Annotated in this window: 12 protein-coding genes; 6 read left to right on the top strand and 6 right to left on the bottom strand. The window is 64.1% G+C overall.

Going from position 1 to position 14,586, the window contains the following annotated elements; all coding sequences use genetic code 11:
* Nucleotides 1-33: 33 nt before the first annotated feature.
* Together thiE and ACZ5BO_RS30720 are read right to left on the bottom strand one after the other, a co-directional pair.
* On the bottom strand, nt 34-657 hold the full coding sequence (gene thiE, locus ACZ5BO_RS30725) for a thiamine phosphate synthase (RefSeq protein WP_464697344.1): 624 nt from the start codon (nt 655-657) through the stop codon (nt 34-36).
* 18 nt (nt 658-675) lie between these two features.
* The gene (locus ACZ5BO_RS30720) at nt 676-1,473 is read right to left on the bottom strand and encodes a hydroxymethylpyrimidine/phosphomethylpyrimidine kinase (protein ID WP_464697343.1); all 798 of its coding nucleotides are present in this window, start codon (nt 1,471-1,473) and stop codon (nt 676-678) included.
* Between the two features lie 290 nt (nt 1,474-1,763).
* Here ACZ5BO_RS30720 and ACZ5BO_RS30715 point away from each other — a divergent pair, with 290 nt between their 5' ends.
* The 4 genes from ACZ5BO_RS30715 (at nt 1,764) to ACZ5BO_RS30700 (ending at nt 8,190) form a co-directional block, all read left to right on the top strand.
* Nucleotides 1,764-4,124, top strand: coding sequence for a hybrid sensor histidine kinase/response regulator (locus ACZ5BO_RS30715; RefSeq protein WP_464697342.1), 2,361 nt, complete (start codon nt 1,764-1,766; stop codon nt 4,122-4,124).
* A 74-nt stretch (nt 4,125-4,198) separates the two neighbouring features.
* Nucleotides 4,199-5,851 (top strand): acyl-CoA dehydrogenase family protein, encoded by a 1,653-nt coding sequence (locus ACZ5BO_RS30710; RefSeq protein WP_464697341.1) that lies wholly within the window; start codon nt 4,199-4,201, stop codon nt 5,849-5,851.
* Nucleotides 5,852-6,004: 153 nt separating this feature from the next.
* Nucleotides 6,005-7,477: an AMP nucleosidase gene (amn, locus tag ACZ5BO_RS30705; RefSeq protein ID WP_177330278.1), complete on the top strand. Its 1,473-nt coding sequence runs from the start codon at nt 6,005-6,007 to the stop codon at nt 7,475-7,477.
* Between the two features lie 146 nt (nt 7,478-7,623).
* Complete coding sequence (locus ACZ5BO_RS30700; protein ID WP_177330280.1) at nt 7,624-8,190, top strand: pseudouridine synthase; 567 nt, start codon at nt 7,624-7,626, stop codon at nt 8,188-8,190.
* Here ACZ5BO_RS30700 and ACZ5BO_RS30695 read toward each other — a convergent pair.
* Nucleotides 8,185-8,394, bottom strand: a complete 210-nt coding sequence (locus tag ACZ5BO_RS30695) for a DUF2788 domain-containing protein (protein ID WP_025129274.1) — start codon at nt 8,392-8,394, stop codon at nt 8,185-8,187. The genes ACZ5BO_RS30700 and ACZ5BO_RS30695 overlap by 6 nt on opposite strands.
* Before the next feature lie 212 nt (nt 8,395-8,606).
* A complete protein-coding gene (locus ACZ5BO_RS30690) occupies nt 8,607-9,086 on the bottom strand; it encodes an Lrp/AsnC family transcriptional regulator (RefSeq protein WP_025129273.1) in 480 nt (159 codons plus the stop codon).
* A gap of 413 nt (nt 9,087-9,499) precedes the next feature.
* Here ACZ5BO_RS30690 and ACZ5BO_RS30685 point away from each other — a divergent pair, with 413 nt between their 5' ends.
* Nucleotides 9,500-10,588, top strand: a complete 1,089-nt coding sequence (locus ACZ5BO_RS30685; protein WP_464697339.1) for a DUF6515 family protein — start codon at nt 9,500-9,502, stop codon at nt 10,586-10,588.
* Here the strand turns inward: ACZ5BO_RS30685 and ACZ5BO_RS30680 are convergent.
* Both ACZ5BO_RS30680 and ACZ5BO_RS30675 read right to left on the bottom strand, forming a co-directional pair.
* The gene (locus tag ACZ5BO_RS30680; RefSeq protein ID WP_025129271.1) at nt 10,582-11,478 is read right to left on the bottom strand and encodes a cation diffusion facilitator family transporter; all 897 of its coding nucleotides are present in this window, start codon (nt 11,476-11,478) and stop codon (nt 10,582-10,584) included. The two genes, ACZ5BO_RS30685 and ACZ5BO_RS30680, sit on opposite strands and share 7 nt — an antisense overlap.
* 27 nt (nt 11,479-11,505) lie before the next feature.
* On the bottom strand, nt 11,506-11,925 hold the full coding sequence (locus ACZ5BO_RS30675) for a hypothetical protein (RefSeq protein ID WP_025129270.1): 420 nt from the start codon (nt 11,923-11,925) through the stop codon (nt 11,506-11,508).
* A gap of 131 nt (nt 11,926-12,056) precedes the next feature.
* Between ACZ5BO_RS30675 and hrpB the strand changes: the two genes are divergently transcribed.
* Nucleotides 12,057-14,576 (top strand): ATP-dependent helicase HrpB, encoded by a 2,520-nt coding sequence (gene hrpB, locus ACZ5BO_RS30670; protein ID WP_464697338.1) that lies wholly within the window; start codon nt 12,057-12,059, stop codon nt 14,574-14,576.
* Nucleotides 14,577-14,586 lie beyond the last annotated feature (10 nt).

Genomic DNA, 14,586 nt, shown 5'->3' with positions numbered 1-14,586 from the left:
GATTGGGCTCTCAAAAAGTCAGCAGATGGCTATTCAACGATCGAACAAGGCATTGAAGGCGCGGGCGCGGCGAGTCACGTCTGCGGCGCTCTCGGCACCGAACAGGCCATGGACCACGGCCAGCAGGTCGGCGCCGTGCTCGACCAGCGGAGCGGCGTTGTCCAGGGTGATGCCACCGATCACGCAGATCGGCAGGTGCAGGCTGGCCCGGGCCTGGTCCAGCAGTTCCAGGCTGGCCGTCGGGGCCCCTGGCTTGGTGTTGGAGTTGAAGAATCGACCGAAGGCGACATAACTGGCGCCTTCCTTGGCGGCCTGCTCGGCCAGGGGCAACTGGGCGTGGCAGGTGGCGCCGATGATCGCCTGGCGGCCCAGCAGGGCCCGTGCCGGAGTCAGCGGGCCGTCGGTCTGGCCCAGGTGCACGCCGGCACCAATGCGCGCCGCCAGCTCGGCGTCATCGTTGATGATCAAGTGAGTCTTGTAGCGCTCGCACAAGGTGAGCAGGGTTTCGGCTTCCCGCAGGCGGCGAGCCTGGTCGTCGCTTTTGTCGCGGTACTGCAACAGGGTGACACCGCCATCCAGCGCTGCCTCCACGTACTTCAGGAACTTGCCGGCCAACAGCTGGCTGTCGGTGATGGCGTACAGACCACGTAGTTTCATTGAGCGGGCCTCATGACATTACGAGCAGAAATCCAATGGCAAGCGGCGCGGGACAAACTGGCCGCGGCCCAGTTGCTCGGCATCGCGCAGGGTGCGCCAGGTGTAGTCGAGGGCGGACTTCACCGCGCTGGCCAGCTGTTCACCTTGCGCCAGGCGCCCGGCCAGGGCACTGGCCAGGGTGCAGCCGGAACCATGGTAGCTGCCCGGCAGGCGCTGGCAGGTATAGGTTTCGCGCAGGCCGTCACGGCTGTAAAGACGGTTGTGCACTTCATGTTCATCGCCATGGCCGCCGGTAATCAGCAGGTGCTTGACGAAGGGCAGGAGTTTTTCAGCGCACTGGTCGGCACTGCCTTCAGGCAGTTCGGCAAGGATTCGGGCTTCAGGAAGGTTGGGGGTGGCGATGGTGGCCAGGGGCAGCAGGCGCTCGCGCATGGCATAGCCCACTTCGTCCTTGCCCAGGCGGCCGCCGCCGCCGGCGCGCAGCACTGGGTCGCAGATCATCGGCAGGTGCGGATGGGCCTGCAGCAGTTCGACGACGGTGTCGACCATTGCCAGGGAACCGAGCATGCCCAGCTTGACCGCGGCGACCCTGGAGTCGTTGAGCACGACATTGGCCTGGGCCAATACCCACTCGCGATCCAGGACACGGAAATCGCTGACGTTGACCGTGTCTTGCACGGTCAGCGCGGTGACAGCCGGAGCTGCATGACAACCCTGGGCCAGCAGGGCTTCGATATCTGCCTGCAAGCCGGCGCCACCACTGGGGTCGTGGCCGGAGAGACAGAGGACAACGGGGCGAGAGCTGTAGATATTCATGGGCGGCGAGCTTACCACCAAACGATTTTTTTCGCGGTGCCTGGCGTGGAACAGGACCTGCTGCTTTGCCATCGCCGAGTCTCTTCATCGGTGCAACAGCTCTAGCCCGCTGGATTGCGCTGAGAGGCCCGTTCTAGAGCCTTTAGACTAAAATTTTCAATGGTGTTCAATGGCCATCAGCGGCTATGCTAGAGTGGATTCAAATCAATAACAGGTCATGCCGGTTCTACGTCTGCTCAAGGGAAATGGGGGACTTCCTGACACCACCGGACAAGCCACGCTGGGGCTTTATGCGCTATTTGCTGATGTTGCTGTTGAGCTTGCCGATGCTGGTTGGCGCCGCTGAGTTCGACGAGTTCACTCAACGCCTGCCCTTGGGCCGAGTGATGCAAGTGCTCGAAGACACGGGTGGTAAAGCGACGATCGCCGATGTCAGCTCGGGGCCTTTGGCTGAACAGTTCAAGCCTCACGATAAAGACACGCTCAACGCCGGTTATTCACGTTCGGCATTCTGGTTGAAGATCGACCTCGACTACCGCCCCGCCAATCCGGCCGCGCAACGCAGCTGGTTGCTGGAACTGGCCTACCCGCCCCTGGATCACCTTGAACTCTACGTCCCCGATGAGGCCGGCGGCTATCGGCTGGCAGGACGTACCGGCGATGCCTTGCCCTTCGACAGCCGGCAGATCCGCCAGAACAACTACCTGTTCAACCTGAATTTTTCCCCCCATGAACACAAGACCGTGTTTCTGCGCCTGGCCAGCGAAGGCTCGATCCAGGCACCGGTGAGCCTCTGGTCCAGTACCGCCTACCTGGAAGCCCAGCCGGTGCGGCTCTATATCCTGGGGCTGATCTACGGTGTGCTGCTGGGCATGCTGGTGTACAACCTGTTCATCTACCTCAGCGTGCGCGACACCAGCTACCTCTACTACATCGTCTACATCGCCTCGTTCGGCCTCTATCAACTGTCGGTCAACGGCGCTGCAGTGGAATACTTCTGGCCCAACAGCCCTTGGTGGGCCAACGCCGCGACGCCGTTCTTCATCGGCTCGGCGGGTCTGTTTGGCAGTCAGTTCGCCCGCAGCTTCCTGCAGACTTCCCGTCACAGTCCCTGGGTCGACCGCGTACTGCTGGCGCTGATGGTGTTCGGTGCCGTGGTCATGGCCCTGTCGCTGATGACCAGCTATGCCCTGGCCTTGCGCCTGGCCACCACCCTGGCGCTGCTGTTCACGGTGGTGATCTATGTGGCCGGGATCGTGGCCTGGTGCCGCGGGCTGCGGGTGGCGCGCTACTTCATCATCGCCTGGTCGGCCTTTCTGTTCGGAGGGGTGATCAATACCCTGATGGTTCTGGGTTACCTGCCGAATGTGTTCCTGACCATGTACGCCAGCCAGATCGGCTCGGCGATCGAGGTGGCGCTGTTGTCCCTGGCCTTGGCCGACCGGATCAACGCCATGCGCGAACAGCAGGCCCAGACCCTGCAGGAGGCCGGGCAGAAGCTCGAACTGCTGAACCAGCAACTGGCCCACAGCAACCGCCTCAAGGATGAGTTCCTGGCGACCCTGACCCATGAGCTGCGTACGCCGATGAACGGCGTCATCGGCTCCCTGGAGCTGATGCAGACCCTGGAGCTGGACCCGGAGCTGGAGCAGTACCAGCAGACCGCCGCTGGTTCCGCGCGGGACATGATGCGCATGGTCAATGGCATTCTGACTCTTACCGAACTGCAGGCCGGCAAGCTCAGCGCCCAGCGCCAGCCATTCAGTCTGCGTTCGCTGCTGACGGTGTTGCAGACTCAGTTCGGCGCCAGCGCCGCCGCCAAGTCCCTGTCCTTTCAGATCGACCTGGGGCCCGAGCTGCCCGATCGTTTGCAAGGTGATCGCTGCAAGCTCAGCCATTGCCTGGAGTGCCTGCTGGACAACGCCGTCAAGTTCACCCTGTCCGGTGGCGTGGTGTTGCGGGTGGTCACCCGGGGCATCACGGCGGAACGGGTGAGCCTGACTTTCGAAGTGATCGACAGCGGCATCGGCTTCGTCAATCTGGATGAGGCGACCCTGTACCAGCGCTTCTTCCAGCTCGACGGTTCGATGACCCGGGAGTACGGCGGCCTGGGCATCGGTCTGGCCATCTGTCGGCAGCTGGTGGAACTGCTGGGCGGGCATTTGACCCACGAATCCAGCCCCGGCCGGGGCAGCTGTTTCCGCCTGCAGGTGGAGTTCGACGCCCAGGAACCGCTCCAGCGCTCACCAGTGGCCGTCCACCGACGCTTGCCACCCGATTGCACGGTGCTGTTGGTGGATGACAACGATGTCGATCAATTGGTAGTGCGGGGCATGCTGCTCAAGCTCGGCTACCGGGTGCGCACCGCAGACAATCCCACGGATGCGCTGCAACTGCTGGGGCGTGAGTCCATCAGTGCCGTGTTGATCGATGGCCAGTTCTCCAGCGCGCAACTGGGGGCCTTCCGTCTGCAGGCCCAGGCATTGCCCGGCTATCGTCACCTGCCCATCCTGCAGGCCTGCATTCCCGGTACTGAGGGGGGCGTGGCAAATGGGGAATACCTCGGCAAACCGGTGAAATTCGAGGCATTGCAAGCGCTGTTGGCGAAATGCGTGCTGCACGCGGAGCAGGGTGAAAGCGCCGACATTTAGGCGGATATGCCACTTTGTTCGCGCCGGAGCGGGTGCTTAACTGGGGTCTTGGCACACCCTGAAGGAGCCCCGCGATGAACCTCCACCAGTTCGCTGAAACCCACGAAGTCACCAATCAACCGCCCGCCCTGGACGGCGCCAACCTCTATCGGATCGACTTGCCGCTGCAGCAATGGATGCAGCGCTTCGATGGCGGCTGGGCCGAGTCGCGGGTCGATGCCTATGGCGCCCTGGCCGGCGGTCCGTTGATGGAAGCGGGTTTCTTGGCCAATCAGAACAAGCCGGTGTTCGCCAGCCATGACCGTTTCGGTCACCGGATCGACCTGGTGGAGTTCCATCCGGCCTACCACCAGCTGATGCAGGCCGCGATCGAAGGCGGCCTGACCTCGTTGCCCTGGACCGATCCGCAGGCGGGTGCCCATGTCGCCCGGGCCGCCATGACCTATCTGCACAGCCAGGCCGAGGCCGGCAGCGGCTGCCCGCTGACCATGACCTTTGCCTGTGTACCGGCGCTGAAGCTGCAGCCGGATATCGCCGAGCAATGGCTGCCGAAGATCCTTGCCACCCAGTACGACCCGCGCAATGTCGGCATGCAGCACAAGGCCGGGCTGACCATCGGCATGGCCATGACCGAGAAGCAGGGCGGCACCGACGTCCGTGCCAACACCACCCGGGCCTATCCGGTGGGCGCCTCGGGGCCGGGGCAGGCCTATGAACTGGTGGGGCACAAGTGGTTCTGCTCGGCGCCGATGTGCGATGCGTTCCTGACCCTGGCCCAGACCGAAAAAGGCCTGACCTGTTTCCTCCTGCCTCGCCATCGCCCCGATGACAGTCGCAATCAGTTCTACATTCAACGGTTGAAGAACAAGCTCGGCAACTGCTCCAACGCCTCCAGCGAGGTGGAGTTTCGCGGTGCCCTGGCCTGGATGATCGGCGAGGAAGGGCGTGGCGTACCGACCATCATCGAGATGGTGGCCATGACCCGTTTCGATTGCATGGTCGGCTCCAGCTCACTGATGCGCCAGGCGCTGACCCAGGCCAGCCATCATTGTGCCCATCGTAGCGTGGGCGGGCGGGTGCTCAGCGAACAGCCGCTGATGCAGAACGTGCTGGCCGACCTGGCCCTGGAAAGCGAAGCGGCCCTGGCCCTGAGCATGCGCATGGGCAGGGCCCTGGATCACCAGGATGACGCCCAGGAAATGAAGTTCTCGCGGCTGGTGACGGCGGTGGGCAAGTATTGGATCTGCAAGCGTGCCCCGGCCATGATCAACGAAGCCGCCGAGTGCATGGGCGGCGCCGGGTATGTCGAGGACAGCATCCTGCCGCGGCTGTACCGCGAAGCACCGGTGAACTCCACCTGGGAAGGTTCGGGCAACGTGCAGTGCCTGGACGTGCTGCGGGCCCTGTCGAAAGAACCCGGGGTGCTGGATGCCCTGTTTGCCGAGCTGGGCGATGGCCATGGCGACACTCACCTGGCGGCGCACATCGCCGGCCTGAAGGCGGGTTTCAAGGACACCGACGAGATCCAGTACCGGGCCCGGCAACTGACCGAGGACATTGCCCTGGGCTTGCAGGCCAAGCTGCTGCTGGAGGCTGGCAATGCGACGGTCAGCGATGCCTTTATTGCCAGTCGCCTGGGTGGCCAGAGTGGCCGGGTCTACGGCACCTTGCCACGAGGGTTGGATGTGGCCGCCATCGTCGCCCGTTCCACCCCTCAAGGCTTCTGACCCGGTGGCAGCGGCTTTCCAATGAAAGCCGCGTCTGCCTTGGCGAGGCCTTTCTGGGGGCCATTTTTGGCAAGCCGGCTCCGGCAGTGATTCCGTGGTTTCCGTGGGACGGCGTTGCAGGCAAGATGAACGCCTGCAAGATCAGAACACAGGATGCTTATCGTGACCGAAGCTTTTATTGTCGTTCAAACCGCCGAGCAAGCCGTGGATCGGCTTGCCGCTTTGCATGAGCGGGCCACCACGGCGCTGAGCCAGGCACTCAAGCGCTACCTCAAGGATCGGGCCGAGCCGGATGCCGAACAGCGGGCGCTGTTTCGCTACCCCGAGTTGCGTCTGACCTACCGCTGCCAGGGTGAAGTCCCACAGACTACCCGGGCCTATGCCAAGGTCCAGCTGCCGGGCACCTACAGTGTCACCGTCACTCATCCCGCCGCCTTCCGTAACTACCTGCTCGAGCAGTTGGTGCCGCTGATGCACGACTTCACCGTCACGGTGGAAGTGGGCGTCAGCGAACAGAACATTCCTTATCCCTATGTGGTGGAGCAGGGTGATGAGCTGGCTGGCTCCGGAGTGACCGCCGCGGCCCTGGCTCGGGTCTTTCCGAGCACCGACCTGTCGGCGGCTACCGATGGCATCGCCGATGGCCTCTACGATTGGGAGAACACCCATCCGCTGCCGCTGGCGCTGTTCGATGCCGCACGCGTGGACTTTTCCCTGCGTCGCCTGGTGCACTACACCGGCAGCGACTGGCGGCATGTGCAGCCATGGATCCTGCTGACCAACTACCATCGTTACGTCGACCAGTTCATCGTCCATGGCCTGGAGCAGCTGCGCAGTGATCCGCGTTTTGTGCGCATGGTCCTGCCGGGCAACGTGATCATCGAGAAAAGCATGGATCACGGCGAGGCCTCGGCGATTGCTGCCGGGGTGGTCTGGCACCGCTACCAGATGCCGGCCTATCACCTGCAGGCCAGCGACGGTCACGGCGTGACTCTGGTGAACATCGGTGTCGGCCCGTCCAACGCCAAGAACATCACCGACCACCTGGCGGTACTGCGCCCTCATTGCTGGCTGATGATCGGCCACTGTGGCGGCCTGCGGCAGTCCCAGACCATCGGCGACTACGTGTTGGCTCACGCCTATATGCGCCGTGACGGCATTCTCGATCGGGTGGTGCCGCCGAACATCCCGATTCCGGCCCTGGCCGAAGTCCAGCTGGCGTTGCAACAGGCCGCGGCCAACGTCACCGGAGAGAAGGGCGAGCAACTGAAGAAGCGCCTGCGCACCGGCACGGTCCTGACCTACGACGACCGTAACTGGGAATTGCGCTGGGCCGAGGAGCGTCCGTTGATCAATCTGTCCCGGGCCGTGGCGGTGGACATGGAAAGCGGCACCATCGCCGCCCAGGGCTATCGTCTGCGGGTGCCCTACGGCACCTTGCTGTGTGTGTCGGACAAACCCCTGCACAGTGAGATCAAGTTGCCGGGGGCGGCCAACGCTTTCTACGAGCGGGCGGTCAGCCAGCACCTGAAGATCGGCATCGAGGCCGTGGACCTGATGCGCAGCGAACTCAACTCCCTGCACTCGCGCAAGTTGCGCAGTTTCGACGAGCCACCGTTCCGTTGAGTGTTTGAACCATGGTCATTTGGCGATCAGGCCACTAGCATTGTCGGTCCTGATCGCTGAATGTTCCTCTCGCCATGTCCCGTCCGTCCCGTCCCGCTTCCCGTCGTCCTGGCGCGAAACCGTTTTCCTCTTCCCCGGCCAAGCGCGTGGCCAAGGCGGCTCCGGCCGAGCCGAAGCTGATCCTGTTCAACAAGCCCTTCGATGTGCTGACCCAGTTCAGCGACGGTGAGGGCCGGGCGACGCTCAAGGACTTCATTGCGGTTCCCGGTGTGTACCCGGCCGGACGCCTGGATCGCGACAGCGAAGGCCTGCTGCTGTTGACCAATGACGGGCAGTTGCAGGCGCGGATCGCCGATCCCAAGCACAAGCTGGCCAAGACCTATTGGGTGCAGGTAGAAGGTGAGCCCGATGCGCAGCAGTTGCAGCGCCTGCGTGACGGCGTGGAGCTCAACGATGGCATGACCCTGCCGGCCGAGGCGCGCTTGCTGGAAGAGCCGCAGCTGTGGCCACGCAACCCGCCGGTACGCTTTCGCAAGAGCGTGCCCACTGGCTGGCTGGAGTTGGTGATTCGCGAAGGGCGCAACCGTCAGGTACGCCGCATGACAGCGGCGGTGGGCCTGCCGACCTTGCGCCTGGTGCGGGTCAGGATCGGCGACTGGACCCTGGAAGGCCTGGATCAGGGTCAGTGGAAGGAGGTTCCGGCGCGGCTATAGAGCGCCGGATTCGATCAAGCCGATCACCACGCTCTTGATGATGAACGCGGCCACGCCCAGGCCCAGCACGAAGAACAGGATGAACGAGCCGAAGCGCCCGGCCTTGGACTTCTTGGCCAGGTCCCAGACGATGAACCCCATGAACAGGATCAGAATGCTGACCAGGCCGGTCATCATCCACTCTTCGAATACTGCTGGATCCATCGATCATCTCCACTGCAGGCAGGGCAAAAAAATGCCGGGCGAGTATACGCCAAGGGACGAATGCCGGGCATTGATCTGCATGCGTTACGTCGCCACAGCCCAAGGGCTGTCTCGTTTGTGCAAGCGCTTGTGTGCAGCAACGGCCGGGCGCCACCTGCCAACGAAAGCGCCCTGATGAGCAACAGGCCGCCGAGGGCGCGCCGGGTTGAAGATCAGCTACGCAGATGAGTCAGCGGCAATTCAGTGCTGTTGAGCACCTGATTGAGCACGAAGCTCGAGCGCACGCTGGTCACCCCGTCGATGCGGGTCAGGTGGCCCAGCAGGAGCTTCTGGTAGTGATCCATGTCCGGTACCACGACCTTGAGCTGATAGTCGGCGTCCATCCCGGTCACCAGGCTGCATTCCAGAACCTGGGGCAGGCTGCGGATTGCTGCTTCGAAGTTCTCGAAACGCTCCGGAGTGTGTCGGTCCATGCCGATCAGCACGTAGGCGGTCAGGCTGAGGCCGAGCATCTTGCGGTCCAGCAGGGCAACCTGGCGGGAGATATAGCCGTCGTCCTCCAGTTGCTTGACCCGGCGCGAGCAGGGGGAGGGCGAGAGGCCGATGCGCTCGGCCAGTTCCTGGTTGGAGATGCGGGCGTCGCGCTGCAATTCCGCCAATATGCTCAGGTCATAGCGGTCAAGTTTGCTCATCAATCAGGCCTTTATCATAAGTATTGCGTTGAATTATCTATCTTGAGTTAAAAATTGCGCAATAGGTGATTTGAAAAGCAATCTTAGCAATCCTCTGTCGCCGGCCCAGGCCTATGCTTATCACCAGAATCACTGCCCGGACATAGAGTCCACTGCGGCCCGCCGAATCAGGCCTGCCGCGGCCGCCAATCCCACAGGGTTGGGCCGGCCCCCGGGCTACACACTGTCCACAAGACGGCGTGAGGTGAGCCGGCGTCAAAAGCGTCGAGCACGGACAAAATCTCAAGGGGTGGCCGACGGGCCGCCCTTTTTTATTGCCTGCGAAATAAGTCTCGTGACTGATAATCTCTAGCAGAACCGCCCCAGGCTTTTTCAGTCTTATGTACAGGCTCCCATCCGCAGTGAGGAATAGCATGAAGTCGCGCATCTGGCGTTTGGCAGGTGTTGGTTTGTTGTGCGTGAGCGTCAGCGCGCAGGTCCTTGCCGATGAGCGGGACGAGCGACGTCCTCCCCAGCAGGGTGGTCCGTCCGGCGGGCAGCGTGAGCATGCCCCTGAAGGCCGGGGAGGCAATAATCAAGGCCATCCGGCCAACGCTCCCGAGCGTCCGCAACCGGCGCCGCAGCAGCGTCCACAGAATGAAATCATTCGTGGCGAGAACAGCCGGCAGTTCGAACACAATGAGCAGAACCCGGGAGGGCAGTGGCAGAACCGGCCCCAGCATGATCCCAACCAGCAGGGGCGACCGGCACCAGCACCGCAGCCGCAAGCGACGCCCAACTTGCCGATCCAGAGCCGCCCCGACACCGTGCGCCAGACCCAGGAGCCTCAGCGTGGCTACTACAAGGACATTCCGCGGCGCAACGACTACAACCAGCATTGGCAAGCCGGCGGGCCCGGCTCGCGTCCCGACAATGGCCACCCCAATGACTATCGCTGGCCGGGTCGTCCCGACGGTCATGGCAATGGCTGGGGGCCGGGGCCGCAGTACCGTCCGGGCTATGTGATCGACCGTTTCCCCGAGCGCAATTATCGGGTGCCATACCGTGGCCAGGATTACTTCTTCTCGGGGGGCTACTGGTATCGCCCACAAGGTCCGCGCTATGTGGTGGTGCGTCCGCCTTATGGCATTCGCGTGGCTTACCTGCCCGATTACGCACGGGAAGTGTGGATAGGCAGTGCGCTGTTCTTCCTCGCAGCCGGGGCCTACTACACCTATGAAGCCAACACCCAGCAGTACGTGGTGGTCGAGCCCCCGGCGAACCTACCGCCCCCGAACCCGCAACCCAGCGGCAATGGCTATGATGTCCTGGCTTACCCGGTCAACGGCCAGCCCCCGCAGCAGGTCGACCAGGACCGCTATGACTGTTATCGCTGGGCTGTGCAGCAAAGTGGCTTCGATCCCGCCAGCGTGACCTATCAGCCGGCTGCCGAGGTGGTCCAGGCTTACCGTCAGGCCCAAGGCAACTGCCTGAGTTCGCGCGGGTATCAGGTGACCTACTGACTCCTGGCGGCCTTGACCACTTCCTGCGGGTCGGCGTGCACCAGCACCTCGGCTCGCGGGTAGGCCTGCTGGATCGCCTCGGCGGCCTGGTCGCTGAGGCCGTGGGCCACTGACAGGGTCAGCTCGCCAGGCAGTTCCAGGTGCAGTTGGACAAACCAGCGGCTGCCGGAGATCCGCGTGCGCAGGTCATGGGCGCCGAGCACGCCGGGAACGCTGCAGGCCAGTTCCAGCATGTGCTGGCTGACATCGGGAGGCAGTTCCTCGTCCATCAGCACGGAGAAGCTCTCCCGGGCAATCTGCACCGCACTCCAGAGGATGTAGACGGCAATCCCCAGGCCGAACCAGGCGTCCACCTGGTGCCAGCCGAAGGCGGCCAGCACCAGCGCCAGCAGGATGCTGCCGTTGAGCAACAAGTCGGAGCGGTAGTGCAGCGAGTCGGCCCGTACGGCGTTGGAACCGGTGGCGCGGATCACTCGATGCTGCAGGATCAGCAGCGCCACGGTCAGCACCAGAGACAGCACGATCACCCCGATGCTCAGCCAGGGCGCACCCACCGGTTCGGGGCTGTGCAGGCGCTCGGCCGCCTGAAAGGCGATCAACACCGCACTGCCGGCGATGAACAGCGCCTGGGCCATGCCCGCCAGGGATTCCGCCTTGCCGTGGCCGTAGCGGTGATCCTCATCGGCCGGCCGCAGGGCGTAGTGCACTGCCAGCAGATTGAGCAGGGAAGTGAAGCCGTCGAGCACTGAGTCGGTGAGCCCCGCCAGCATGCTCACCGAGCCACTGAGCCACCAGGCGACGGCCTTGGTCACGATCAGGATCCCGGCCACGGTGACCGAGGCACGTGTGGCCAGGCGCAATAGCCGAGCGTGTTCCGAGCTAGCGATCATGTGTGGCAGGTTCCTTGAACGAAGTGGTCAGGCGGCGGGCTGCAGCCCATACAGGGCCAATTGCTGCACGCTGCCCTTGTGCTGGATCAGGCGCGGGTCGTCAAGGGGAAAGCTGCCGCCCAGCTCGCTTTCGAGAATCGCCTGCAGCTTGCGGTTGTCGACCTTGCCGTCGGCGCCGATGGCCTGCTGGAGTTTTTCCGGTGCGATCTGCGCGGTCTTGCCCGGCTCCAGGTAGATTGCCCCGGTAGCGAAGTCGACGCCAAAGGCGATCAGCCCCGGAATCACATAGAACAGCAGGCCCACGGCATCCAGGACCGCTACCAGTGGATCGATCTTGCCATCGATCTGGCCGCGTCGGTCAGGGAAGAAGATCGAGCCGCAGGCGGTGAGCTGGGTCAACAGGGTGGTCACCAGGATGCCGCCAATGACACGGTGGGGAATACGCATGGATATCTCCTAGCAAGCACGAAGGCACAGAGTAAGGAAGCGGGGGGCATGAGTCTTGTCGATCAGCCTTCAGACCATGATTAACCCCAGGCAGTTCGCCGTTATACTCGCGCCTCTGTTTTGGAGCCAGCATGAATTCTTTGCCAATTGATGAAGTTTTGCCTGCACTGCGCGACGCCTTGGCGACGCGCCATGAAGCGGTGCTCGAAGCCCCGCCCGGTGCCGGCAAGACCACCCGCGTGCCCCTGGCGCTGCTGCACCAGGACTGGCTGGCCGGACAGACCATCCTCATGCTCGAACCACGGCGCCTGGCCGCCCGCGCCGCCGCCGAACGCCTGGCCAGCGAGTTGGGGGAGAAGGTCGGCGAGACCGTGGGTTACCGCATTCGCCTGGACAGCAAGGTTGGCCCGCGCACCCGCATCGAGGTGGTGACCGAAGGCATCCTCACCCGGCGCCTGCAGGATGACCCGGCCCTGGAAGGGGTGGGCCTGCTGATCTTCGACGAGTTCCACGAACGCAGCCTGGACGCCGACCTGGCCCTGGCCCTGAGCCTGAATGGTCGCGAACTGTTTCGTGATGAGCAGCCGCTGAAGATCCTGCTGATGTCGGCGACCCTGGAGGGCGAGCGCTTGTCCGCGTTGCTCGATGACGCGCCGATCCTGCGCAGTGAGGGACGCATGTTCCCGGTAACTCAACGCTGGGGGCGGCCCTTCCAGCCCGGCGAGTTCATCGAGCCCAGGGTGGTGCAGACGGTGCTCGAAGCCCTCAATGATGAGAGCGGCAGCCTGCTGGTGTTCTTGCCCGGGCAGGCAGAGATTCGCCGGGTGCATCAGCAACTGGCCGACTCCCTGGGGGAGCGCAGCGAGATCCTGCTGTGCCCGTTGCATGGCGAGCTGGACCTGGCGGCCCAGCGCGCGGCCATCGACCCGGCTCCGGCGGGCAAGCGCAAAGTGGTGCTGGCCACCAACATTGCCGAAACCAGCCTGACCATCGATGGCGTGCGTGTCGTGATCGATGCGGGTTTGGCCCGGGTGCCGCGCTTCGATCCCGGCAGTGGCATGACCCGTCTCGATACCCAGCGCATCTCTCGGGCCAGCGCCACCCAGCGCGCCGGTCGCGCCGGGCGTCTGGAGCCCGGTGTGTGCTACCGCCTGTGGTCGGCGGATCAACAGGAGCAACTGGCGGCCTACGCCAGTGCGGAAATCCTTCAGGCGGACCTGGCGGGCCTGGCCCTGCAATTGGCGCGCTGGGGCGTGACCCCGAACCAACTGGTGTGGCTGGACGTGCCCCCCAGCGCTGCCTACGCCCAGGCTCAGGATCTGTTGAGTCGCCTCGGCGCCTTGAACGACGACGGCAGCCTGAATCGCCACGGCCAGGCGATGGCCGAGCTGCCGGCCCATCCGCGCATCGCCCACCTGCTGCTGCGTGGCCAGTCCCTGGGGCTGGCGCAGATGGCCTGTGACGTCGCTGCGTTGTTGGGCGAGCGCGACATCCTGCGCGGTGCCGGTGCCGACCTGCACAGCCGCCTGGTACTGCTGTCGGGCGAGGCGCGTGCGGCCCGTGGCGCCCAGGGCGGCGTGCAGCGTGCGCGGCAACTGGCACGGCAGTACCGTGGTTATCTGCGCGGGCCGGCCGACCAGGCGGTGGCCGACCCTGAGCATCCGCGCTGGCTCGGCGCCTTGCTGGCGTTGGCCTATCCCGACCGGGTGGCCCTGCAGCGACGTCCTGGCGGTGCCGAATACCGTCTGGCCAACGGGCGCGCGGCGCTGTTCAGCGAAACCGACAACCTGATGAAGCAGCCCTGGCTGGTGATTGCCGATCTGGGCAGTCGCCAGGGCCAGCGCGAAGAGCGTATCTACCTGGCGGCGGACTTCGATCCGGATTTGTTCGACAGCGTGCTGGCCGAGCAGGTGCGCAGCGTCGACCAGCTGGATTGGGACGAGCGTGAGGGCGTGCTGCGGGCCGAGCGTCAGCGCAAGGTCGGTGAGCTGGTGCTCAGCCGTGAGCCGCTCAATGGCCTGGATGAGTCCGCTCGTAGCCAGGCCCTGGTCAATCTGGTGCGGCGCAAGGGCCTGGAACTGCTGCCCTGGACCCCGGAGTTGCGCCAATGGCAGGCCCGGGTGGCCCTGCTGCGGCAGCTGGAATTGAGCGAAAAGGATGAAAGCCAATGGCCGGATGTCAGTGATGGGGCCCTGCTCAAGGGCCTGGAGCAGTGGTTGCAGCCTTACCTGGGCAAGGTCTCGCGACTCAGCCACTTCGCCAACCTGGAGCTGGCCAGCATTGTTCACAACCTGCTGCCCTGGCCCTTGCCGCAGCGCCTGGACGAACTGGCGCCGCATCATCTGACGGTGCCTTCGGGGTCATCGATCCGCCTCGACTACAGCGAGCAGCCACCGATTCTGGCGGTACGCCTTCAGGAGCTGTTCGGCCTGGCGCACACCCCGCGCATCGCCGGCGGGCGGCAAGTGGTGAAGTTGCATCTGCTGTCCCCGGCGCGGCGTCCGGTGCAGGTCACCCAGGACCTGGCGAACTTCTGGCGCAGTACCTACGCCGAGGTCAAGAAGGATCTCAAGGGCCGTTATCCCAAGCATTACTGGCCGGACGACCCGCTGATCGCCGAAGCGACAGCCCGGGCCAAACCGCGCAAGTAGCGTTCTTCAC

The sequence above is a fragment of the Pseudomonas sp. FFPRI_1 genome (genome assembly GCF_055384485.1).
Note: the sequence above shows the minus strand (reverse complement) of the source record. Positions and strands in the feature narration are given on the sequence as shown.